The sequence below is a fragment of the Bacillus sp. SJS genome (genome assembly GCF_000732485.2).
Classification (GTDB): Bacteria; Bacillota; Bacilli; order Bacillales; family Bacillaceae; genus Metabacillus_B; species Metabacillus_B sediminis.
In genome coordinates this window covers 45,665-67,796 of record NZ_JAQV02000013.1, presented here as the reverse complement: position 1 = coordinate 67,796, position 22,132 = coordinate 45,665, and the positions used below count along the sequence as shown (strand labels likewise).

Genomic DNA, 22,132 nt, shown 5'->3' with positions numbered 1-22,132 from the left:
TGATGATCTTTCCAGACAGTTTCAGAAAAGAATATAAAAAAGCCTTGATTCATAAAAATGAATCAAGACTTTAGACGGTTAAGTCAGAAAATTAAAGTTTAGTAACGTTTTCTGCTTGAGGTCCGCGTTGGCCTTCAACAACGTTGAATTCAACTTTTTGGCCTTCTTCAAGAGTTTTGAAACCTTCACCTTGAATAGCGCTGAAGTGAACGAATACATCGTTTCCATCTTCAAGTTGGATGAATCCGAATCCTTTTTCTGAGTTAAACCATTTTACTGTACCTGTTTCCATGTTGGTACCTCCAAAAATTTATTTATGCGCATTTCCTTTACCTGTGTAAATAAAAAATTCACATACAATAAGCAGCATCCCTAAAGTGTCACGTGAGATACATCCCTATTGTATGTGAACTTCAAGAGGAAATGGAACACTTTAACTTTACAAGTATCATCATACTATATTTAAATAAAAAGTACAACCTTACTTGAAAATTATTTCGAATCGGAGTTGAATTTTATTATGAAATGGCTTTGGTTCATACTCGTTGCCTATGCCCTGTTTTTAGCTCCCGGGCAGGGTGGACTGCAGGATCCGGTCCTTAAAAGCTTATTAGCTGGAAATTACAAGGAACTTGATCCGCTAATTATGATGGTATTCTCTTTTCTTGGCATTTTTCCAATTGTCTGGTCAGGATTATACCTTCGCCAGGATCATTATTCTGTACCGGCATGGCCATTTGCTTTATTATCATTTGGATTAGGTGCATTCTCCCTTTTGCCCTATTTATTTTTTAAAGGGAAAGACCGCAAGAAGCGCAGTAACGTTAGAAGAGCAGGCAGAATCCTATTAAGCAATCTAGTCATCCTGCCACTCCTGCTGGCGACGTTATCCTTATATGTATACGGACTGCTTCAAGGCAGATTCAGCGCTTATCAGGAAGCTTTTATGCAATCCAAGCTTGTCAGTGTAATGACTGCCGACTTCATCGTGCTTGTTATTTACTCCTATTGGTGGATGAAAAGAGAGAAGCCCGGTTCTGAAAAATGGTGCTTATTTCCTTTGGCAGGATTACAAATAGCCATCTTACAATCCAAACGGTCCCATCATTCCGGAATAGAGGATAAATCATGAACCCATGCATGAGCATTCAGTCAAATTGAAGAGCGGTTCAACGTATTGAAAGTGAATATACATAACTTCGGGGACAGTGTACAGCCCATCCTCAGGCTGCTATTGATAAAACGCAAAGGGGAGATTAAAACAGCCCGGTGTTCATAATTGAACACCGGGCTTCCATTTATTCAGCGTTTTCTGTTTCGGAAAGGACGCGGTTAACACGCTTTTCAAGCATTTTCATTCCGCTTCCCCCGGCTTGGAAATGACGCAGATTGCCTTCTTTGTCAAAAACATAATAAGCTGGTACATATTGATTTTCGAAAGCATCCGTCAGTTTATGCTCACTATCAACGAAAATCGGCTGATGGATCCCATGCTCTTCGGCTGTCTTTTTAATCGCATCCAGACTTAGATCATCTTCTGAACGCGGCATATGAACAGCGACGACATTCAATTTGTCTTTATATTCATCACGGAACTGGTTAACCTGAGGCATAGCTTCCTTGCAAAGATGGCAGCTAACAGACCAGAAATGGATTAATGTAGGTTTTTCCCCTGTAAGCTCCTCTTTTGTTACCTGGCCATTCAGCCATTCCACTGCGCCGTTCAGTTCCGGCATTGGTTCACGTAGTTTCATAATAGCCCTCCTGCATTTTTTAGTAAGAAAAAGGCCTAACAGCAGTTAGACCTTCAGCTATTCAATTAAAGTGTAGCTTGTCCTGGCTTCCAGTTAGCAGGGCAAAGTCCGCCAGTTTGAAGCGCTTGAAGCACACGAAGTGTTTCATCCACGTCACGGCCGATGTTGTTGTGGAATACGGTTTGATATTGAAGCTCGCCTTCAGGGTTGATAATGAAAAGCCCGCGAAGTGCTACGCCTTCTTCTTCAATTAGTACTCCGTAATCACGTGATACAGCGTGATTCGTATCTGCAGCAAGCGGATAACGAAGATCTCCAAGACCATTCTCTTTACGATCTGTGTTGATCCAAGCTAAGTGAGTGTGGATTGTATCTGTAGAAAGACCGATTACTTCAGCATCAAGATCTTCGAACTCATCATAGCGGTCAGACATTGCTGTGATTTCAGTCGGGCAAACAAATGTGAAATCCATCGGATAGAAGAAAAGAACGGTCCACTTATCGTTTTTCATGTTCTCTTCAAGACTTACTTTGCCAAACTCTTTGTTAGCCAATACGGCTTCCATTTCAAAACGGGGTGCTTGTTTTCCTACCATACGTTCTGCCATTATGTATCCCTCCAGTATTTATTAAAGCAATTGAGAAAAAAAATGGTCTTTTCTCAACACCTATTCATTTTTCACATTGCCTATTATAGCAGATAGCTATTTTTAGTCAATGTTAAATGATAATTAATTTAATTAGCGGATATACTGATTAACACTCTATTTGTTATACCCTAAATCATGCAAAACATGAAGGTTTTTGTTTTTATTAAGAAAAAACCTATGTTAAACTGGTCAATGAATTTTCATTTCCCGGAGCAATTTAAGTTTAACATGCTTGGGGAAGGGTAACAAAAAGATTAGCTTATCCCCTATTGTTTGGAAAGAAAGGAAGATGCAAATGGATATAATACAGAAAATCAACTGGGCTGGGCTGCTGACAAATGCAGGAATCATCACACTTAAACTCGTCATCATATTAATCGCCTTCCTTATTGTCAAAGCAATCGGAAGCCGTCTAATTGAAAGAGCCTTCCAAAAGGTTCAAAACCGTCAGCAGGTATCCCCCGGCAGGGCAATGACCCTTCAAAGTCTGTCCTTAAACGTTTTTGGATACATATTGGTTTTTATTTTCGTTGTAATGGTTTTTCAGGTCTTTGAATACGATGCCACTGCCCTCTTGGCAGGAGCCGGTGTCGTAGGGCTTGCTATTGGCTTTGGTGCACAGGGACTTGTCAGTGACGTTGTAACTGGATTTTTCCTGCTTCTTGAACGCCAGCTGGACGTCGGAGACTATATTACGACAGCTGGTTTCTCTGGAATCGTTGAACAGGTTGGCCTTCGAACTACCCAAATCCGCGGGTTTGACGGCACGCTGCACTACGTCCCGAATCGGGAGATCACAAATCTTAGCAACCATACCAGGGGCAACATGCGGGCACTTGTTGACATTGGAATATCTTATGACGATGACATTGACTTTGCAATTAAAGTGATGCAGGATGTGTGTGATAAAGTGGCAGCCGAAACGCCATCAATTGTAGAAGGACCAAACGTCATCGGTGTACAAACTCTTGGAGCCTCAGACGTAGTGATCCGGGTTATAGCAAAAACAGAAAACGGAGAACAATGGGGAGCCGAACGCATATTAAGAAAAGCATTTAAAGAAGCTTTTGATGCTAATGGCATTGAAATCCCATTTCCTCATCAGGTTTATATGGAGAAAAAAGAGCCTTCAGGTAACGCATGATAAAAGAGCCATTGAGGCTCTTTTTTTCTAGTGTTTTTGCCTGGCATTGCACTCTTTTCTCTCCGTGCCTGGCATTCTTGCCTGGCATCGCACTCTTTTCCCCTCCATGCCTGGCATTGCATCCTTTTCTCTCCGTGCCTGGCATTGCATCCTTTTCTCTCCGTGCCTGGCATTGCATCCTTTTCTCTCCGTGCCTGGCATTCTTGCCTGGCATCGCACTCTTTTCTATCCATGCCTGGCATTCTTGCCTGGCATCCCACTCTTTTCCCCTTCATGCCTGGCATTCTTGCCTGGCATCGCACTCTTTTCCCCTACGTGCCTGGCATTCTTGCCTGGCATTGCATCCTTTTCTCTCCGTGCCTGGCATTCTTGCCTGGCATCGCACTCTTTTCTATCCATGCCTGGCATTCTTGCCTGGCATCGCACTCTTTTCTATCCATGCCTGGCATTCTTGCCTGGCATCGCACTCTTTTCCCCTACGTGCCTGGCATTCTTGCCTGGCATCGCACTCTTTCCCTCGTGATGCCTGGCACCAAACTCTCATATCCCCCTTGTTAACCTCTTGCCCAGCCATTCCAAACAAAAAAGCCAGCTGCGCTGGCTTTTTACTGATTAAAACGATGCTGTACCTGCTGGCAAATTTCTTCAGCTGATAATCCGCTCGCTTCAATGACAGAACCTTCTGTAACTGTGTTGCTGATTCCCATGATGTTATTATCCTGACCGGTTACAATGCAGCAGTCACAGGATTTGGCATCCTCTTCACTGCGGATCTGCACCACATCATAGCCCATCGATTTAAGCGCTTCTTCTACATTGGTTAATGATTGTTCTACACCTATTCTTGGCATAAAAACACCTCCTGTCTGATAAGGTGCCTCAAATCGGAGGTGTTTATTCCATAATTTAGGATTTGAATGAAAAATATTCGGTCATTGTGCGAAGGGCCGTTTCCATTGCTGTTTCATCAGGCTGGAGTCTGCTATGATGGAGACCGTATTCCGAGCCGGTGCCAAGCCAAAACATGAAGCCTGGTATTTCTGATAGAAAATATCCAAAGTCTTCTCCTGTCATCGCTTCCTTGCTTTCTTCAAATTGAACAAAAGAAAGCCCGTCCGCAAACTCCATAAATTCCTGAGTAAGCTCAGGTTCGTTAAATACTTGGTAATACATTGCCCCGTAATCTATCTTTGCTTCACATTCATAGCCCATTTCAAGTCCTTTTACAAGGGCTTCTATTCTTTCTTTTACTTTACCCATGGATTGTGCAGAAAGGGTTCTGATTGTCCCTTCCAGCCTTGCATTTTCAGCAATAATATTTTGTACCGTGCCGCCTGTTATTTTCCCTACCGTAATGACAGCACTGTCAAGCGGATCGACGTTTCTTGAAATGATGGTTTGAAATTGCCCGACCAGCTGGCTTGCGGCAACGATCATATCATTAGCTGTATGAGGATAGGCGGCATGACCGCCTTTCCCTTTCAAATCAATAAAAAGCTCTGACGTATTGGCAAAAAGCAAGCCGGGTTTCGTTCCAATGGTTCCCGGTGTAAGGTCAGGGGCAATATGAAGAGCTGTAATGAAATCAGGCTTCCAGTCAAGGAATTCCTTGCTTTCCATCATCGGCTTTGCACCGCCCGGCCCTTCCTCTGCCGGCTGAAAAATAACAAGGAGGTCATCTGCAATTGGATGAAAGATAAAGTGCTCTGCAATAGCAAGCCCGATCGTCATGTGGAAATCGTGGCCGCATGCATGCATCATCCCTTCATGGGCGGATGAAAAGGAATAGCCTGTTTCCTCTGTAATTGGAAGTCCGTCAATATCCGCCCTGTAGCCCATAATTTTTGAAGGATTCGTTCCTTTTACTTTAACAAGCAATCCTGTTCGCCATTTCTTTAATTCATACCTGTCTGCAGGAAGCTGTTCAAAGAACTGAAGCAGATATTTTTGGGTTTTGAATTCCTGAAAACCAAGCTCAGGTATTTGATGAAGATCCCTGCGGATCGCAGTCATTTTTTCCAGCGAGAGCATTTGATCAGCCTCCAAAAGATATAGCAATGCGCGGATGAAAGACACCCGCGCACAGCATATGCAGCTTCTTACAGTTGACGAAGCTCCTGTTTGATTTCAATTTTAGATTTTGTTTTTTCATCAATATCTTTAATTTTCTTAGCAGGGGTTCCAGCAACTACTGTGTAAGGGGCTACGTCTTCAACTACAATTGCTCCAGCTGCAACAACTGCTCCTTTACCGACTGTTACGCCTTCAAGAATTACAGCGTTTGCTCCAACCAATACATCATCTTCAATCACAACAGGCTTTGCGGAAGGCGGCTCAATGACACCTGCAAGTACGGAACCCGCACCGATGTGGCAGTTCTTTCCAACGGTTGCTCTTCCGCCAAGAACCACATTCATATCAATCATTGTTCCTTCTCCGATAACAGAACCGATGTTAATGGAGGCACCCATCATGATTACGGCGTTGTCTCCGATTTCAACTTGATCACGGATAATGGCGCCAGGCTCAATGCGCGCTTTAATTCCTTTCATATCAAGTAATGGAATCGCTGAGTTGCGGCGGTCATTTTCTACAACATAGTCTTCAATCTTGCTTTCATTGGCTTCAATTGCTTCTTTAATGTCAGTCCATTCACCAAAAACGACTCCGCTGCCGCCATTTAAAAAGGTTTTAGAGGAAGCCCCGAAATCGATTCCTTCAACATCACCTTTAACGTAAACCTTTACAGGTGTGGATTTCGTGCTATTTTGAATAAATGAAATAATCTCATTTGCATCCATCATTTTCATATGTATCGTCCTCCATCTAGTTTATTATCTTTTTTACTCTATCAAACGGAGCGGTTAATTGACAAGCATATTCATCACAAAGCCCATTCTGTTTTGAGACTGCCTATAATCTTAGTGCTAAACGGTCACTTTTGCAAAAATGATAAAGAATATGGCCAGCTGAATAAAAATCACTATACTTGGAACGACGATGATCAGATCAAAAATCAGGAATACGCCCAAAATAGCCAGAAGAAAGAAAAGATGATACATGGTTAGCCGCTGAGTGATAAAACGGAACCTATGAAACACAAGAGTTGTTGAAAAGAAATACAGAAAAGCGGCTGCAAAAGATATCAATAATAAAAACGGATAGTCAATCTTATGAAGAAAAGCTAATTGAATAGCAGCTGCCAATGCGCTTAGCGACATAAAGATAAATAAATGTCCGTATATAATGGTCTGCCCGGTTGTTTTCTTTTCTTTATCTACTCTTTTTTCAATGTTGTCAAAGTATTGCCACCACATCGCTATCACTACTGCTAATGATACAATAGCAAATACGATTGCATTGAAATCTCCTTTTTCAAGATGCAGAATCGCAATTAAACTAACAATGGATTCTCCAAATAAAATGATCGTAAACAATCCAAAACGCTCCAGCAAATGAGGAGCATTGGCAGGAGATTTGGCCAAAAATTTACGCCCCAGAACAGGTAAGGCAATATCGGCAAAAATACCAAGGTATAAAAGAAAATATCGAAGCCAGGAATCAAAGAAAATGGATGACCCGGAGATAGTTATTCCAATTAAAAAGGCAAAGCCCAGATATTTTGCGGCTGGCTTGCTTGAATCATCTACCCGTCTGAGAACCCATAAGTACTGCATTGAGGTTAAGAAACGAATTCCTGAATACCCAATCAGAAAAGGCAAGTAATACGGGTCAAAATCAAAAGAAAGACTTGCTGTCATTAATACTACAAAAATCATTTGAATGATCATAAATATTCGCTGGGTAAAACAATCCTCTCCAAACCGGTTAATAAACAGCGTCTGGCCAACCCATGCCCACCAAATAGGAACGAAAATTAAAACAAACTTGAACAAATATTCAGCCGGTACCATCCCTTGTTCCACATGCAGCAGCAAGTGGGTGGCTTTCGCAACAGCAGCCACAAAAATCAGGTCATAAAAAAGTTCTAGCCACATTACCTTTTTCACTTCCATGGATTCCCTTCCTCCTTTGGCATGTTAATCATTCTTATATTTTCTTCATAAATCAGCAGCAGGATAAGCAAGTGAAGGTCAAAAAGAATCCAAGGCTTTCAAATTCCGTTTTCCCGTTCTGCTTCCTTAGACCAATCTTCGACTACCTCTAAAAAAGCCTGGACCTGCTTCAGCTGGAAAGCTGCCTCATATCCGAGCATCCATGTGTCCCTCGCAATCGGCTTACCTTCAGGATCCGTGAGCGGGACTTTGTAAATCGGCTCATTCTCATCAAGTGCCACAGACGGGAGGATCGCATACCCTATGCCGTTATAGGCCATTTGTTTGCATGTTTCAATCTGGTCAACTACAATAGTCCGCTTAGGCGAGGTTTGAAATTTCCGGTGCCACCAGTCCTGTATTTCCTGATAGTAGGTGGAATCACTGCGGAATTGGATAAAAGGACGCTCTGTTGTCATCAGCTCTTCAGCATTGCGGAGTTCCGTGTCTACAAGATACAGTTCATCACTCAGCAAATGCTTTTTCACCCCGCGCCATTCGAGATTTCCTCTGACAATGCCTATATGAACATTGTCTTCATATAAACTTTTTATGATCTCGCTGCTCCATCCTGTTATGAGGGAGATTTTAGCCTGGGGATATCTTTGAACGTATGTTTTTAGCACCTTTGGGAGCCAATGCTGTCCAATAATAGAGGCGACGGCTAGTCTTAGCGTTCCGCTGACCTCCCCTTCCAGGGATGAAATCTCCTCTCTTACTTTTTCTTCACGCAGAACCATATCCTTGGCATACGTAACTATTTTTTCTCCTGCTGGTGTAAGCGTAAGCCCTTTTTGTGACCGGATAAAGATTTTAACTCCCCAAGCTTTTTCAATGGATTGCAGCCGCTGCGACAGGGCTGGCTGGGAGACGAATAATCGTTCAGATGCTTTTCTCATATTCATTTCTTCTGACAGGACAAGCAGCATTCTTAATTCTGTAATTTGCAAGGCGTTCCCTCATTCAATAAGTTTTTCTTATATTATATGCTAGTTTTTTCGTAATTTCATTATGTTTCGGTTCAGAATATAATGGATGTACAGAGGGGGAATGCATATGGAGTGGCCGCTTCTCTTTATCGGAGCCATCACTTCTTTTCTTGGGACACTTGCCGGAGGAGGCGGGCTGATTGGAATGCCGGCAATGATTTTGTATGGACTTCCCATTCACCAAATTATCGCTGCTACAAAATTTTCAAACACAATCAGCTCATTTTCAAGCTTTTTCTTTTTCCTGAAAAGTGATGAAATAAAGATGAAAGAGGTCATCAAGATCATTCCTTTCGCCTTGGCAGGAGGAATCACAGGGGCGCTTCTTGCAGGTGCAATACCTGAAAAATTCATGAATGGCATCGCTCTTATTCTTTTGGCCTTTGCGCTTCTTCTAAGCTTGATAAAAAATCCGCAAAAAAACAGCCATCAGAGCAGTAAGCTCCCGGCCAAGTCATTTCCCATGATATTTGGAATCGGTGCTTATGACGGACTTTTCGGTCCAGGTCAGGCTACATTAAGCATGTACATGTATTTTCAGATCGGCCTATCCTATCTCCAATCTATAGCCTACACAAGGTTCCAAACCTTCATAAGCTGCATTGGAGCTTTTACCATGTATTTATCGGCTGGACTGGTCAGTTTTAAAGTAGCCATTCCGCTCGCCATTGGTTCATTGATCGGTGCACAGCTTTCAGTCAGGACCGCTAAACATATTTCTTTTGCCTCGGCAAAATGGATTATCAGAGGGGTTACCTTATTATTAATTGGACAAATCGTTTATCAGCTTATTCAATAGGGGGATAGCATCATGAACAAGTTTAAATTTATTAGAATCGATCACGTGCAAATTTGTGTTCCCTATGATTCTGAAGAGAAAGCAAGAGAATTCTATTTGGAAACACTTGGGTTTAACGAAATGAGTAAGCCGGAAAGTTTAAGCAAGAATGGGGGTTTTTGGTGCCGGGCTGGTGAAATAGAGGTGCATATCGGATTAGAAGATATGCAACTAATAAGAAGCAAAAGGCACCCTGCATTTGAAATAGCAAATATTGAAACAGCAAGAAATCTGCTTCATGAGGCAGGAGTAATCATGAACGAGGAGCCTCCAATCTCCGGTAGAGACCGCTTCAGTTTTGCGGATCCGTTCGGAAACCGGATTGAATTTTTGCAGTACAAATAAGTCCGGCATTCAGACTGACACCCTCCTCTTAGGTGGCAGGAGGGTGTCAGTCAGCCCTTATTTAATCTTTTCACATGGCGGTCCAGCTGTTTCAGGATTTCACGCCTTGTAAAGATTCCTTCGAAATACCCTTCTTCACTCACAACACAAACAAAAGGGTGGTCCACGACAATTTCAAGTCCTTTAGCTGCAGAATCGGTAATTTTAAGCCTGGGAATATCAAGGTTCATAACCTCGGACACCTTAATCTCTTCAAGTCTTTCAGCTTCAATCCGTTCAAGACCCATAATGGCATCAATAATCATATTTGTACCGACTAATCCGTGTAATTTGTAGGATGAATCAAGAACCGGAATGGCCGTATAGCCCGTTCTTGTCAGCACAAGAAGGGCGTGCTCCAAGTTATTCCCCAGCTGCACGTGGGCAACTTTGTCGCCCGGAATCATTAAATCCTGAATGTTAATTTCCATAATTTTTTCAGCGCGAAGAGTAATCATTGCTGTACTTCCTCTCTATTTTGCAGATAGCGTATTTCTAATACCCGTAGTTATCACAATTTAAACAATCGGTCAAAAAAAAACGGTACCCGACTGGAGTACCGTTCTCTATGTAATCACATCATTCAAAACGAATTCGGTCATAAAGAACTGTGAGCTGTTTGTAAGTTTCCATATCTACAGCTTTCTCACCGTTTTCAATATCGTTCAGTTCACTGCTCAATAGCTCAATGGCATACTCTTGCTTCATTAACAAACTGATTAGTAATTCCTGCTCTTCATTTGAGAGTCTTTTATCTGCCAAACCCATATTTTTGCCCCCCTGCTGCCTGTTGTCACTACAAGCATAATCAAAGGGGTTTTCTTCGTCAAACGCAATTTTCGACATACTTTTTCCTTATTTTGTATATCGATTTGCATAGCTGAAGGCTGTGTAAGAATCTGGTTTAATTCTCGCTTCGACCCCCATTGCTGTAATTCTCCCTGTCATTTCCTGAATGAGGTCTTTCGTAACGCCTTTTCTTCCGATATCCAAATGGATTTCGAAGGAAAAATCAGCCCCTTCATCTGAAAACGGGATGAGAATATCAGTCAGTTCTCCCAAATAAAGGGTGATGAAAGAATAAGCCAATTCTTGACTGAGCGCGGTTTCCGTCGAAATTTTTTCATGTACACTAGTAATCGGCCTGGGCAGGATATAATTTTTCAGACATCCCCAGGCCCCTTTTCCCACTCGATGAAGATGAATGGCTGTAATAAATTTCGTTTCCTTGTAATGAACATGGGAGTCTGTACCGATCGACAACACATAAACAGAGCGCGGATCCTTGAGAATAAAGGATTTCAAGCGTAAAATTACATCCTGAAGTGTCATGTTCTCTTCCGTTACATTATAAAAGGCAACCGTATCGCTCATCATGCATCTCCTTAAAAGGTTCTTGTTAACCTTATACGCAATCTAAAACCGATATGTTATCCTTTTCTCCCAATCATGTTAAAAATATGTAAATGCCTAATTAGGCTTGTAAAAGGTCGAAAATTTCAATAGCAATGATATCAATATTATCAAATTGATATGTCTGCGGTTTTCCGCCTTTTTCAAATACTTCAAGTTCAAACATTTCGTTTTTCTCGAAATATTTTACGCTGCAGCGCTTCTCTCCTTCAACTTCAAAAAAACGCTGGGAAGGTTCATTCCCCACTGCTGTTTCCTGTAGACTTTGTAGACGGCTGATAATACCTGTTAATTGAGACATTTTTTTCTCCTTCCAAAGAACAACCTGTTCTTATCAGTTATTTTCCTCATATTTGCTATTCTTAACCATATTGCTTCATCCTATTTCTATTAGAAAGTTTACCACATTTGCCTTCAGGATAATATGTCCGCAGTCATCTAATTTTCTTACAGCTTTTGCCGGACAATAATAAAAGAGGAATGGCAAAAGGGAGAAGGAAAATAAGATTTGTAAAACGATGATCAGACCCAACGGATGATTGGTACCCATTACTTAGGGAATAAGGGCGGGACATCTGCATATTTGTATCATGAAGGTTTATTAAGAACATTATGATGTTCTTTTTGATCCGGTTCTGCCTGTCCAAGAAGAACGGCTTCTAATTCTTAAGGATAAAAAAACAACTGGCGATTAGCGAAAATTGTGCACTGGAGTTTATTGATTCACCCGGACATGCCAATCATCATTTCAGCATATTTAATCCAATAAGTAAAGGGATTTTTACCGGAGACGTTCTAGGGATTTTTAATGAGGGTGATTTATTCGGAAGATTTTGTCTTCCTTCCACCTCTCCTACCCAGTTCAATCCTGAGGTAATGATTGATTCTGCAGCACGCCTGGAATCTTATCGCCCTGAAGTATTTTTTTTGAGCCATTTTGGACTCATAATGTTCCAAATCAGGTACTTGCCGAATTTCGGATCATGCTGCATGTCTTCCTTGGGGCTGCCGATGCAGTATTTTCGAGCGCCGAAGATCTGCCTCTATTAGGTATTGCATGTTAAACAGAGAAAGAATGAAAGAAACGGGTGTTCAAAGCTCTTAAAGACAAAATCATTCCCAATAATCATCCTGTATATGATATTCTAAGTCTTGATTTGTCTGTAAGCGCAATGGGCCTTGTCCATTAATATCATAGTTTAAGCAAAAAGAAAGCAGGGATAAATATGACTAAAAAGGTTTTGGTGTACACTCAGCCCGACTGTCCCCCATGTAAAATCGTCAAGCAATTTTTGGATCACCACCATGTGATGTTTGAAGAGATAGATATCACGAAGGACGAAAAAGCGAGAGACCACTTAATTAACGTCTTGCAATCCTATTCTACACCTACGGTTACTGTGGATGAGGTCGCTGTTAAAGGTTTTGATCTTCCTGCACTTGAAAAATTAGTCCTGTAAAAAGAAGAAGCCGACCGGCTTCTTCTAAATGCCCGCTGATCTTTGTAGACGGCGGGCAATTTCCTGAAAATCCTCCTCCGAAATTCCCGGAGCGAACTCTTCAGGAATCTCTTCAAGGTCTGGGACAGGTACACCTTGAGGATGGCCAATTATCACTTCGAGAGGCTCTCCCTTTGGCCCCCTTCCCTTCCAGATTTTATAGATATCCCTATAATATTGATCACTGAACGTATAAAGCCTTCTATTCACTCCTAAGTCTTCAAACTTTTTAGCAGAAGCAAATTTCGAATTATCCAGATTTGGAATAGGGAGCATTTTCATTACATCAACGCCTGTAGCTATTTCCAAAGCTTTTGCATAAGCAACAACATGCACGCCCCCCCTTACAAGCAGGTAGCCGATCATTTCCCTCGCAACAGGGTTATCTGTCATTTCATATACCCTCATCTTGTGAGTGCGCGCTCCGCATTCCAAGAAAAAGTTGTGAAGGAGATCAAGCACAAGATTACCGCTGTTGAATACGTTATCTCCAGTCCACGCCCGCCCCATTGAGTCAAAAGGAAAAGCGGTTTGAGCAGTAGAGATAAAATGCAGCGTGTTTCTTTTATTGACTGCTTCTCTCATAGGGGTAGAGTCTGGCGGACCAGGGTGAGTGGTCCCAATAATCATCAGATTAATTGTATTTGCCACAAGCTCTACATGACCCATTTCTTCTGCGGTTATACTTGCTACAAGATCATAGAATGGCTTTAGCTTTTTTTTGCTGCGAAAATTAAAAGACTGGTACAGATAATTATTTAAGGTAGACATCTCACCGAATTTTCCACCAAGCAGCTCCTGCACTGCCGCTGCTGCATTTGCATCTGGATTTTTGGGCTTTGGAAGATCAATGAGCAGGCGGTCGATACGAGTAAACACGCAAATTCCTCCCTTTTATAAGGCACTGTTATTTACCTATGTGGGAGGTGCATGGCCATATTCTTTATTTAAGACAATTCTTCAGGCTATAATTGATACGGTTAAATTCATATCTTTCTTTAACCTATAAAAAAACAAGAAAAAACCCGGTCAAAAAGGACCGGGTAGATTATTCCTCACTTTTTGGGGGAGCGGGAACATAAAGCAGTTTATTTGTAACTCAATGATAATGATTATCATTCTCTGTGTCAACATCCATTTTACTTAGGTTCCTCTTTGCTTTCCGTGATGGATGACACCTTCCATTTCCCACCCGTTTTAGTCAATGTTACTGCTTCATAATGATTATCGTAAGAAACGGGTCCCTCATCTGTTTTTTCGAAAAATTGATAGATAATTCTTTTATCACCCTTATCCTTGAGTTTTGTCTCTGGACCATAGCTGAAAAACGGAATGGATAATATAGGGAAATCAGTGCCGTATACGATAAATTGTTTTTGCCCTTTCACAGCATTATGCTTTAAATAGATATCTGCCATATCATCCGTAAAATATGGAGCCAGAATACGCTTCATTTCTGATTTGGTGCGTTCTTTGCTGCTTAGTGATATTTGAGTCTGATATGCAGCCTGAAGCATGTTAAAAGAACGCTGCTTTACAGTAGTTTGATCCTGAACAGATTGATGCGGACGATCGGTTTTAACCGATACGGTTTCACCTGTGGCCGGGGATCCCATTGAAAAAAATAAAACAGATGCTGCAACAATAGTTGATAACGCTTTCATCATTTATTCCTCCCTATCATCCTTTAGCACATCGATGTAATTTACCGGCTCCAATCATTTATATCTTTGTTATTCCACTATTTTTTAAAACGAAACGTAAAAAAACAGAGCGTGTGAAAATACTCTGTTTCCTAATAACCACCATATTTAAAGACAAAATAAAGAATCAGTACGATTACAAGAAGCCCCGCTCCTAAATAAACGAGAAAAATCGGGTTAAATAGATAGGGGTGTGCTTGAACCGGCTTTGGAGCTGAAACATCAAATTCCTTGTTCCTGGCCTGTGTCCAAATCCCAGTACGGAATGTGATAACAAGTCCTGCCACCAATATAAGCAGAGCAATGACACCTAAAGCTATCATAAATGCCTCCATTATTTTTCCCTTATTGTCTGCCTATTGCGGAATTTCATTCACAGCATCCCGTTTTGATCGTAGAGGTACTGATAGGGCAGATCAATAAAAAGGTAATGGCCATCATCGAGAGGGTAAGAGTAAGTTCGGATGGTTTCACCGGTTTCGATGTCGCTGTATAAATCACTAAAGAAGCCTTTTCTGCCAATTCTCATCTTCATGAGATTTTCTAAGAAATACGGGCGCCAGCTCCAATTTTTATTCTTATATTGCTCCTGAAAGACCCAGCCATCGCTCCCCTTGAAAATATTGCCGGTTGTCTGGAAACCATCTGAGTCACAAATATAAATACGGAAGCTGCAATCGGAAAGCTCTTTAGACAGGATGGTAATTAATTTGTCCTGGCTGTCGCACAGCTTTTCATTGATTAGGGCAAGATGATGAACTCTTTGATAAAATTGTTCGGATAACTCATAAAAGGTTTCTAATTTCTTCTTCTCATGAACGATAAAGTGATGAAATTCACTGGAAAGCTTCTTTTTCAATAAATCCTTTTTAAGAAACTGTGCTTCCGGTTTGGTTAAGTAAAAGCCCTGGAAATAGCGCCCCCCGTTTCTCCAGGCATACTGAAGCTGAAAATTAGCCTCAATATCTTCAAAAAGAATGGACGCACCTATTTTTCTTGCAAGCAATGATATGGAATACAGCACATCATTGTAAGATGCGGATGCAGAAGTCATTCTTAGCGGCTGAAGATCAATTTTCAAAATGTCTGGTGAAAGCTTGCCAATTCGATCCAGGTTACTGCTTTCCCTGCCAATATTAGCAGCAGCAAGTTTAATTCCGTATGTCCTGTAATAAAGAATCAGATGCTGAAGACGCTCAATATCCCCTTTAAACTGATGCTCTGTTACCTCGATAGCAATTTGCTCAAGCTTCAAGCCTTTTGCCTGAAAACGCAGCAATAGTTCAAGAAAGCTTTCTCCGTGATCCATCATAAGTAAATTAGCATCCCGGTTAATAAAAATTAGGGCATCCAGCTTCTCTGCAAGGGCATACTCAAGTGCCTGTTCAACTATGTAATCATCAATCTCAATTTTGTATTCATCGGGAACATTTTCATCCTCAAAAAAGTCCTCCAGACTTAAAATCTCCCCACGGGACTGGATTCTCCCAAGCACTTCATAACCTGCAATGGTTTGTTCATCGGCACTGAATATAGCTTGATAGTACGGCACAACATCTTGTTTATTCGAAAGAATATCCAGAGCATCCATGCTTCTTTCCCCCTCATTCTGTCTCTATTATGCAAATTATATCATAATTCTGACGGGGAGCTCTTTGTCCAATCCTACCCTTTTTTTGCCGGCAAGTGGTTTCTATTAAGAATGAATTTTCAAGAACGTGCAGCGTTATGGGTGTTGTTAAATCCCTGTATCTGGCCGGTGGTACTTTAATTACGACCGTTCCGCTCTTCAATTTAGCCAATGATCCCCCCTTTTGCAGCCGGTCATTACAGGCTTTGTCCGTAAAGGGGACAGTCAAGTTCGCCGGCTGCGATCATCATTGATTCAGAATGCTGATCCTTACGCTCAAGAGGGCGGAACCTAAGAAATCCATCTCTTTGTTGAACTAAGCCAAATAGTCGATATCCGCTCAAAATAGCCGATATCTTTCCCGCTGCCCCACGAGGAACCTGCTCTAATTAAAAAACCTGCAGAAATTCTGCAGGCTGATCTTCTGTCAAAATGGATGCTGATTAAGCCATTGACCCCCATCCATCGTGATGCATTCTCCATTAATATATGCAGCTTCATCTGACATTAAAAAGGCAGCAATACCTGCGATTTCTTCAGGGGTTCCAAGCCTTTTTAACGGAACGCTTGCTAGTGTGCGTTTAGCTGCTTCTTCTGATTCCCACAATTTATCGGCTCCGCCTGTCCGCTCAATTGGTCCAGGCGCTATTGCATTCACCCTTATGCCATAGCGGCTGCCCCATTCAACAGCCAATGTGCGTGTCATGGAATGTACACCTGCTTTTGCAGCTGCTGAATGAATTACTCCGGCTCCCGCTCCCCATGCATATGTAGCAAGCATGTTGATGATTGCCCCTTTTTGTTTTTGCTCAATCCAATAGTTTCCAACACTGGAGCTTAAATAAAATGTTCCATTTAGGACGATATTGATTACGGAATTCCAGCCGTTAACCGATAGTTTTTCTGCCGGGCATATAAAATTTCCTGCAGCATTGTTGATGAGCCCGTCTATTCTCCCGAATTGGGCATGAACAGCCTGGACGAGCTCTAATGCTTGTTCAGGCTGTCTGACATCCATTGCAAAAGTCATAACCTGCCCCTCCGACTGCTGAATCTCTTTTTTCGTTTGTTCAAGCGTTTCCTCAGTTCTACCGGTTATAACCACATTTAGTCCATCCTGTGCAAATCGTTTTGCCATGGCTTTTCCCATCCCGCTGGATCCGCCCGTAATGATTATAACTTTTTCTCCCATGAATAATCCCCCTCATCTAGTGAATGAATACTCATTCATATCTTAGCATACACAGCCATCCATTTTGAACTATTTTCTTCTTGTCCGCCATTCGATCATTTTCTTAAAAAAACCATGGTATAATTAGTCATTACTTATTAGGATGGTAGGGAAATATGAATAAAAAGATGTCCCGGCGGTTATTCCTAAAGAGTTTTCTGTCTTTTACTGCTGCTGGTTTTTTTTGCTCCATTGGCGGATATAGCTACGCAAGGTACTTGGAGCCGAAGCTGCTGGATATTCAGGAACTGGAGCTGATCAGTCCTAAAATTCCAACCGGATTCAATGGAATGAAAATCGTGCAATTCAGTGATACGCATTTAAGCGAGTATTACTCAATCAGCCAGCTTGCGGAAATTAAAGATACGATCAATGGATTTACCCCTGATTTAGTCGTCTTCACTGGTGATTTAATGGACGATCCTCTTCATTACAGCCGAACGGAAGAGATCATTCCGCATCTGGAGGATATTAAAGCTCCACTTGGAAAATATGCTGTATACGGGAATCATGATCACGGGGGCTATGGCAGCGATATTTATGCGGAAATTCTGAAGCGCTCAGGCTTTAAAGTCTTGAAAAACGAATCTGAAAAAGTCAGTCTCCTGGATGGCTCGTATATAAACATCGCAGGTTTGGACGATTTGATTCTTGGGAGACCAGACTATCAAAAAACAGTTCGCTCATTTACCCCTAACACATACAACATTCTTCTAGCTCATGAACCGGATGCCTGGATTCAGGCAAAAAAGCTTCATATCGATTTGCAGCTCTCCGGCCACAGCCATGGAGGCCAAATACAGCTTCCTTTATACGGCCCGCTTATCACCCCTCCATATGCTGATAAATATACAGAAGGTCTGTATGAATTCGGTTCTAAAAAGCTTTATGTAAACCGGGGGCTAGGAACAACCAGGCTGCCTTTTCGCTTTTTATCTGTACCTGAATTAACTGTATTCACATTAAAAGGTGTCAGCACATAAAAAAAAGTCCGGGAAATATCGGACTTTTTTTGTTATTCTTCATCTTCAAGCACTTGATAGGCCATCCCAAACATTATAAGCTGACTGTCGATCTCAGGGGCATCCTTATCTTTTTTCACATAGCTGTATATCCCGTCTGAGTCCTGCTCCCTTGATTTCATATTATCTTCAAGCTGAATAGCAAGGATCCGATTAATGCGTTTTTTAATGTGGCCATCAAAGATTGGAAAGGCGATTTCCACCCTTTTTTCCATATTTCTCGTCATCATATCGGCTGAGGACAGGTACATTCTTTCTTCTCCATTGTGATGGAAATAGTAAATGCGGCTGTGCTCAAGAAAACGGCCTACAATGCTGCGTACCCTAATGTTTTCGCTCACACCTTTAACTCCAGGACGCAGACAGCAGATTCCTCTCACGATCAGGTCAATCTTTACGCCTGCATTCGATGCTTCATACAGTTTCATAATGATGGATTTATCGGTCAGTGAATTCATTTTGGATATAATACGGCCATTTCCATATTTTTTTTGAAAGGCAATTTCCTCATCAATCAGCTGAATAAAATCTTTTCTGATGTCGAAAGGCGCAACGGATAGATGGTGGAACTCAGGTTTTTCCGTATAGCCGCTTAAATAGTTAAAGAAGTTGGTGGCATCTATGCCAAATTTTCTTTTTGAAGTAATCAGCCCCATATCGGTATAGATATTGGCTGTCTTTTCATTGTAATTTCCTGTCCCAAGATGGACAAACCGCTCAATCCGGTTGTTCTTTTTGCGGACAACGAGGGTGATTTTGCTATGGGTTTTTAAATATGTCATTCCATAAATAACATGGCAGCCTGCTTTTTCAAGCTCTTTCGCCCATTGAACATTATTTTCTTCATCGAACCTTGCTTTTAGTTCAACCAGAACCGTTACCTGTTTCCCGTTTTCTGCAGCTCTCTTCAGCCCTTCAATAATGGGAGAACCGCCGCTCACACGGTAGAGAGTCTGCTTGATTGCCAGTACATCGGGATCATCTGCTGCATCCGCTACAAAGTCAACAACAGGCTGAAACGATTCATAGGGATGATGAAGAAAAATATCACGTTCTGAAGCTTGTTCAAAAACGTGCTGATCAGAATGGAGGTCTTTAGGCGGCTGTGGAATCAGCGTCTGGAATTCAAGATGGTCATGCTTTGCAGAAAGCTCTTTAGAAAAACCGAATAAAAAGGTTAAATCCAGCGGCCCTTCTACTTCGTAAACATCTTTTTCATGGATTTCAAGCTCATGCAGCAGATATTGAAGGACATTTCTGTCATATCCATCTTTTTTCAGTTCCAGACGGACCGCTGCTCCCCATTTCCTTTTTTTCAGTTCTTTTTCAATCTCTTTCAGCAGATCACGCGCACCCTCTTCGTGGATGGTCATATCGGCATTTCTTGTAATCCTGAACTGGGTAACAGATTGCACTTGGAATCCTTTAAAGAGCTTAAAAATAAAATGAGCAATAATATCTTCAAGCAGAACATAATGATCTTTTTCAGGATGCTCCAATTTAACAAACCGCTCAAGGACTGATGGAACCTGAACAATCGCTGTTTTCTGGCGAAGCTCATCCGGAGCATCCGGATCACTTAATACAATCGCAAGGTTCAAACTTTTATTCAAAAGCATCGGAAACGGCCTGTATGCATCTACAGCCATAGGGGTTAAAACCGGAAAAATCTGCTCGTCAAAATAATCTTCCAGCTGATTCAGCTGCTTTGAAGACAGCTGATCAAACGTTAAAAACTCAATTTTCTCTTCTTTCAGTGCCGGAAGAAGTGTTTTTGTAAAGGTACTGCTTTGCACGGCAACCAGCCGGTGATTAAGCTCTGCTATTTTAGCGAGCTGTCTTTTCGGTGTCAGCCCTGCCTTATTTTCCGGCTTATTAAAACCGGCTTTCACTTGATCTTTCAAGCCTGCAACTCTTACCATAAAAAACTCATCAAGATTGGAGCTGAAAATTGCAAGAAATTTAAGTCTCTCAAGCAAAGGGTTTCTTATATCAATCGCTTCTTCTAATACTCGTTCATTAAACGCAAGCCAGCTAAGTTCCCTGTTGTTATAATAAGCAGGACTGCTTAACTCAATCGCATTCTTCGTTGTTGTCATTAAATTATCCGCCACCCTTCTCTATTAGTTATCCTAGCAAAGTATATTCAAAGCTATGTAAATTTTTTGTTATAATTGTGTGAATGAAGAAAAACCGATTTGTTCAATTCCTACTTACCCTCAACAAGAAAGATTAAACTCTTTCAGAATAACTAAATATAATCTCTACAGGCATTCTGAATAATTTTTCCACATGCTTTTTATGTTTTTCTGCCTGATACGCCTCCGGTCCCCAGTCAGCGGAACAATAGGCATGAACCGTTAAAACACCGTTTATAATCGCCAGGTCCAAAGAGTCAACAATGTTTCGCTTCGTTGAATTAAAGCTGTATATGAATTTTAAAACAGCTCCGGATGTCCGGATGTTTTTTTGTTCTTCCTTTGTAAACCAATCCTGAAATGGCTCCAAATATTGCTTTAAGGATGCTTTGCTCACGAATGATGCAATTAAGGCTGTTTTAAGCCTTTCCTTATGTGTCAATCCATCTATGGTCCGGTTGGCAAGCAGATAGAAAGTATGCTTGCTGCTTGATTCTGAATCAATATATTGTCCTAAATTAAAAACAAAGGCACCCCTCTTTAAGTCGGTCAGTTCTTCATCTGAGTAGGAAACAAGAGAATGGTGCTCCAGTAGCCGGACGAAATCAAAAACCATGTTTGTAACCGGTATGACGTGATTTAAATCAATACGAAAGTCAGCAGCCATTTCATAAAAGCTCTCCTCTACCACGTTCGGATAAGCGCTGATTCCATACTCCCTGGAAAGGTCTTCAAAGAACACGCCGTCTCTGAGTCCTTTGCGGCTCATGACGAATCGATCCGCTTGTACCTGGCTGCAAAGAATTTGAAACACCATCCCTGCAGGAATAATCAGATCGGCACGGTCTTTGGACAGACCATCTACACGCTGTAAGTCTTCGAACGATTGTGACTTCAAATATGTGAGGACGTTTTTTATATCCTCCGGTGTCATTTCATATTGGTGAACGCCCGCAAACGGATATTCCTTTAATGCCTGATCGACTTGTACAAGATTCCGCGCGCTTCCTCCAATTCCAATCACCGGCAGACGTTTATTATTAAGCCACGGAAGAGTTTGAAGCTGCTCTTTAATATAAGCATTCAAAAGGGCCGATTCTTTTTCATCTGGAAGTTCTCCGTTAACAAACCTTTTTCTTAAGGAAAGGGCTCCAAAAGGAAAGCTGTGATATTCCTTTAGCTCCCGGTTTTCAAAGAGGGTTATTTCTGTACTTCCTCCCCCAATATCAATTGTAATTCCATTTTTAATCGATGTGGAATTAACGACTGCCAAGTATCCGTAATAAGCTTCTTCATATTCTGAAAGCAGCCGGATAGAAAAGTCTGTTTCTGTTTCTGCGCGCTGTAAAATTTCCTCTTTATTAACTGCTTGTCTAATTGTTGCTGTCGCTACTGTATGGACATTCTTCATCTGATGATGGCGGGATACCTCCTGGAAGCTTTTAAGGGTATCCAGCATTTTTTTTATGCCTTCTTCTTCCAGTACATTTTCTTCATTAAGATAATTCCGCAGACGCGCTACAGCTTTTACGTTTTCAATTTCTTTAAGCCTGCCGCTGTTATCGCGTTCATAAATGACGAGCCTCATTGTATTAGAACCGATATCCACTATCGCAAATTTTTCTTTTTCCATTTTAAACACCCTTAATTCAATATGAATTTTGCACCTCATTATACCATAA

The 22,132-nt window shown here is 41.5% G+C and carries 28 protein-coding genes; 7 read left to right on the top strand and 21 right to left on the bottom strand.

Annotated elements, in window-relative coordinates:
* Window positions 1-91 precede the first annotated feature (91 nt).
* On the bottom strand, window positions 92-292 hold the full coding sequence (locus AS29_RS06840) for a cold-shock protein (RefSeq protein WP_035403871.1): 201 nt from the start codon (window positions 290-292) through the stop codon (window positions 92-94).
* 228 nt (window positions 293-520) lie between these two features.
* Between AS29_RS06840 and AS29_RS06835 the strand changes: the two genes are divergently transcribed.
* Window positions 521-1,132: a hypothetical protein gene (locus tag AS29_RS06835; protein ID WP_035403869.1), complete on the top strand. Its 612-nt coding sequence runs from the start codon at window positions 521-523 to the stop codon at window positions 1,130-1,132.
* A 166-nt stretch (window positions 1,133-1,298) separates the two neighbouring features.
* Here AS29_RS06835 and AS29_RS06830 read toward each other — a convergent pair whose 3' ends face one another.
* Window positions 1,299-1,754: a TlpA family protein disulfide reductase gene (locus tag AS29_RS06830; protein ID WP_035403867.1), complete on the bottom strand. Its 456-nt coding sequence runs from the start codon at window positions 1,752-1,754 to the stop codon at window positions 1,299-1,301.
* A 65-nt stretch (window positions 1,755-1,819) separates the two neighbouring features.
* Window positions 1,820-2,362 carry a biofilm-specific peroxidase AhpA gene (ahpA, locus tag AS29_RS06825; protein WP_035403865.1) on the bottom strand — a complete coding sequence of 181 codons (543 nt, stop codon included), beginning with the start codon at window positions 2,360-2,362 and terminating at the stop codon, window positions 1,820-1,822.
* Between the two features lie 337 nt (window positions 2,363-2,699).
* On the opposite strand from ahpA, the gene AS29_RS06820 reads away from it, so the two are divergent.
* Window positions 2,700-3,548, top strand: coding sequence for a mechanosensitive ion channel family protein (locus AS29_RS06820; protein ID WP_035403864.1), 849 nt, complete (start codon window positions 2,700-2,702; stop codon window positions 3,546-3,548).
* A 225-nt stretch (window positions 3,549-3,773) separates the two neighbouring features.
* On the opposite strand, the gene AS29_RS21300 is transcribed toward AS29_RS06820, so the two are convergent.
* From AS29_RS21300 to AS29_RS06785, 7 genes are all read right to left on the bottom strand, one after another.
* Complete coding sequence (locus AS29_RS21300; RefSeq protein ID WP_156505883.1) at window positions 3,774-3,947, bottom strand: hypothetical protein; 174 nt, start codon at window positions 3,945-3,947, stop codon at window positions 3,774-3,776.
* Window positions 3,940-4,218, bottom strand: coding sequence for a hypothetical protein (locus AS29_RS06810; RefSeq protein WP_156505882.1), 279 nt, complete (start codon window positions 4,216-4,218; stop codon window positions 3,940-3,942). Before AS29_RS06810 ends, AS29_RS21300 begins: the two co-directional genes overlap by 8 nt.
* A complete protein-coding gene (locus AS29_RS06805; RefSeq protein WP_035407124.1) occupies window positions 4,154-4,399 on the bottom strand; it encodes a YkuS family protein in 246 nt (81 codons plus the stop codon). Before AS29_RS06805 ends, AS29_RS06810 begins: the two co-directional genes overlap by 65 nt.
* Window positions 4,400-4,454: 55 nt before the next feature.
* On the bottom strand, window positions 4,455-5,579 hold the full coding sequence (locus tag AS29_RS06800) for an N-acetyldiaminopimelate deacetylase (RefSeq protein ID WP_035407122.1): 1,125 nt from the start codon (window positions 5,577-5,579) through the stop codon (window positions 4,455-4,457).
* Window positions 5,580-5,647: 68 nt separating this feature from the next.
* Window positions 5,648-6,358 (bottom strand): 2,3,4,5-tetrahydropyridine-2,6-dicarboxylate N-acetyltransferase, encoded by a 711-nt coding sequence (gene dapD, locus AS29_RS06795; protein WP_035407121.1) that lies wholly within the window; start codon window positions 6,356-6,358, stop codon window positions 5,648-5,650.
* 117 nt (window positions 6,359-6,475) lie between these two features.
* Complete coding sequence (locus AS29_RS06790; protein ID WP_035407119.1) at window positions 6,476-7,564, bottom strand: low temperature requirement protein A; 1,089 nt, start codon at window positions 7,562-7,564, stop codon at window positions 6,476-6,478.
* A 98-nt stretch (window positions 7,565-7,662) separates the two neighbouring features.
* Window positions 7,663-8,553: a LysR family transcriptional regulator gene (locus tag AS29_RS06785; RefSeq protein WP_035407117.1), complete on the bottom strand. Its 891-nt coding sequence runs from the start codon at window positions 8,551-8,553 to the stop codon at window positions 7,663-7,665.
* Between the two features lie 106 nt (window positions 8,554-8,659).
* Between AS29_RS06785 and AS29_RS06780 the strand changes: the two genes are divergently transcribed.
* Together AS29_RS06780 and AS29_RS06775 are read left to right on the top strand one after the other, a co-directional pair.
* On the top strand, window positions 8,660-9,391 hold the full coding sequence (locus tag AS29_RS06780) for a sulfite exporter TauE/SafE family protein (protein ID WP_035407115.1): 732 nt from the start codon (window positions 8,660-8,662) through the stop codon (window positions 9,389-9,391).
* 12 nt (window positions 9,392-9,403) lie between these two features.
* Window positions 9,404-9,775 carry a VOC family protein gene (locus AS29_RS06775; protein ID WP_035407112.1) on the top strand — a complete coding sequence of 124 codons (372 nt, stop codon included), beginning with the start codon at window positions 9,404-9,406 and terminating at the stop codon, window positions 9,773-9,775.
* 50 nt (window positions 9,776-9,825) lie between these two features.
* Here AS29_RS06775 and cbpB read toward each other — a convergent pair whose 3' ends face one another.
* The 4 genes from cbpB to AS29_RS06755 form a co-directional block, all read right to left on the bottom strand.
* Window positions 9,826-10,272 (bottom strand): cyclic-di-AMP-binding protein CbpB, encoded by a 447-nt coding sequence (gene cbpB / locus AS29_RS06770; protein ID WP_035407109.1) that lies wholly within the window; start codon window positions 10,270-10,272, stop codon window positions 9,826-9,828.
* A gap of 121 nt (window positions 10,273-10,393) precedes the next feature.
* A complete protein-coding gene (gene abbA, locus AS29_RS06765; protein WP_035407108.1) occupies window positions 10,394-10,582 on the bottom strand; it encodes an antirepressor AbbA in 189 nt (62 codons plus the stop codon).
* Between the two features lie 87 nt (window positions 10,583-10,669).
* Window positions 10,670-11,188, bottom strand: a complete 519-nt coding sequence (locus AS29_RS06760) for a ribonuclease H-like YkuK family protein (protein WP_035407105.1) — start codon at window positions 11,186-11,188, stop codon at window positions 10,670-10,672.
* Window positions 11,189-11,288: 100 nt separating this feature from the next.
* On the bottom strand, window positions 11,289-11,528 hold the full coding sequence (locus AS29_RS06755) for a YkuJ family protein (RefSeq protein ID WP_035407102.1): 240 nt from the start codon (window positions 11,526-11,528) through the stop codon (window positions 11,289-11,291).
* A gap of 371 nt (window positions 11,529-11,899) precedes the next feature.
* Between AS29_RS06755 and AS29_RS22035 the strand changes: the two genes are divergently transcribed.
* The gene (locus AS29_RS22035) at window positions 11,900-12,277 is read left to right on the top strand and encodes an MBL fold metallo-hydrolase (protein ID WP_442854520.1); all 378 of its coding nucleotides are present in this window, start codon (window positions 11,900-11,902) and stop codon (window positions 12,275-12,277) included.
* A gap of 176 nt (window positions 12,278-12,453) precedes the next feature.
* Window positions 12,454-12,687 carry a glutaredoxin domain-containing protein gene (locus AS29_RS06750; RefSeq protein ID WP_035407098.1) on the top strand — a complete coding sequence of 78 codons (234 nt, stop codon included), beginning with the start codon at window positions 12,454-12,456 and terminating at the stop codon, window positions 12,685-12,687.
* A 24-nt stretch (window positions 12,688-12,711) separates the two neighbouring features.
* Here AS29_RS06750 and AS29_RS06745 read toward each other — a convergent pair whose 3' ends face one another.
* From AS29_RS06745 to fadH, 5 genes are all read right to left on the bottom strand, one after another.
* Window positions 12,712-13,605, bottom strand: coding sequence for a manganese catalase family protein (locus AS29_RS06745; protein ID WP_035407096.1), 894 nt, complete (start codon window positions 13,603-13,605; stop codon window positions 12,712-12,714).
* Between the two features lie 260 nt (window positions 13,606-13,865).
* Window positions 13,866-14,393, bottom strand: coding sequence for a DUF3993 domain-containing protein (locus AS29_RS06740; protein WP_082883763.1), 528 nt, complete (start codon window positions 14,391-14,393; stop codon window positions 13,866-13,868).
* 128 nt (window positions 14,394-14,521) lie between these two features.
* A complete protein-coding gene (locus AS29_RS06735) occupies window positions 14,522-14,752 on the bottom strand; it encodes a hypothetical protein (protein ID WP_051860653.1) in 231 nt (76 codons plus the stop codon).
* A 50-nt stretch (window positions 14,753-14,802) separates the two neighbouring features.
* A complete protein-coding gene (locus tag AS29_RS06730; protein WP_035407087.1) occupies window positions 14,803-16,020 on the bottom strand; it encodes an EAL-associated domain-containing protein in 1,218 nt (405 codons plus the stop codon).
* Between the two features lie 466 nt (window positions 16,021-16,486).
* Window positions 16,487-17,251 (bottom strand): 2,4-dienoyl-CoA reductase, encoded by a 765-nt coding sequence (fadH, locus tag AS29_RS06720; protein WP_035407081.1) that lies wholly within the window; start codon window positions 17,249-17,251, stop codon window positions 16,487-16,489.
* Window positions 17,252-17,406: 155 nt separating this feature from the next.
* Here fadH and AS29_RS06715 point away from each other — a divergent pair, with 155 nt between their 5' ends.
* Entirely contained in the window at window positions 17,407-18,273 is an 867-nt protein-coding gene (locus AS29_RS06715; RefSeq protein WP_035407079.1) for a metallophosphoesterase, read from the top strand.
* Window positions 18,274-18,305: 32 nt separating this feature from the next.
* Here the strand turns inward: AS29_RS06715 and AS29_RS06710 are convergent, their stop codons facing one another.
* Together AS29_RS06710 and ppx are read right to left on the bottom strand one after the other, a co-directional pair.
* Complete coding sequence (locus AS29_RS06710; protein ID WP_035407076.1) at window positions 18,306-20,411, bottom strand: RNA degradosome polyphosphate kinase; 2,106 nt, start codon at window positions 20,409-20,411, stop codon at window positions 18,306-18,308.
* 133 nt (window positions 20,412-20,544) lie between these two features.
* Entirely contained in the window at window positions 20,545-22,083 is a 1,539-nt protein-coding gene (gene ppx / locus AS29_RS06705; RefSeq protein ID WP_035407073.1) for an exopolyphosphatase, read from the bottom strand.
* Window positions 22,084-22,132: the final 49 nt, after the last annotated feature.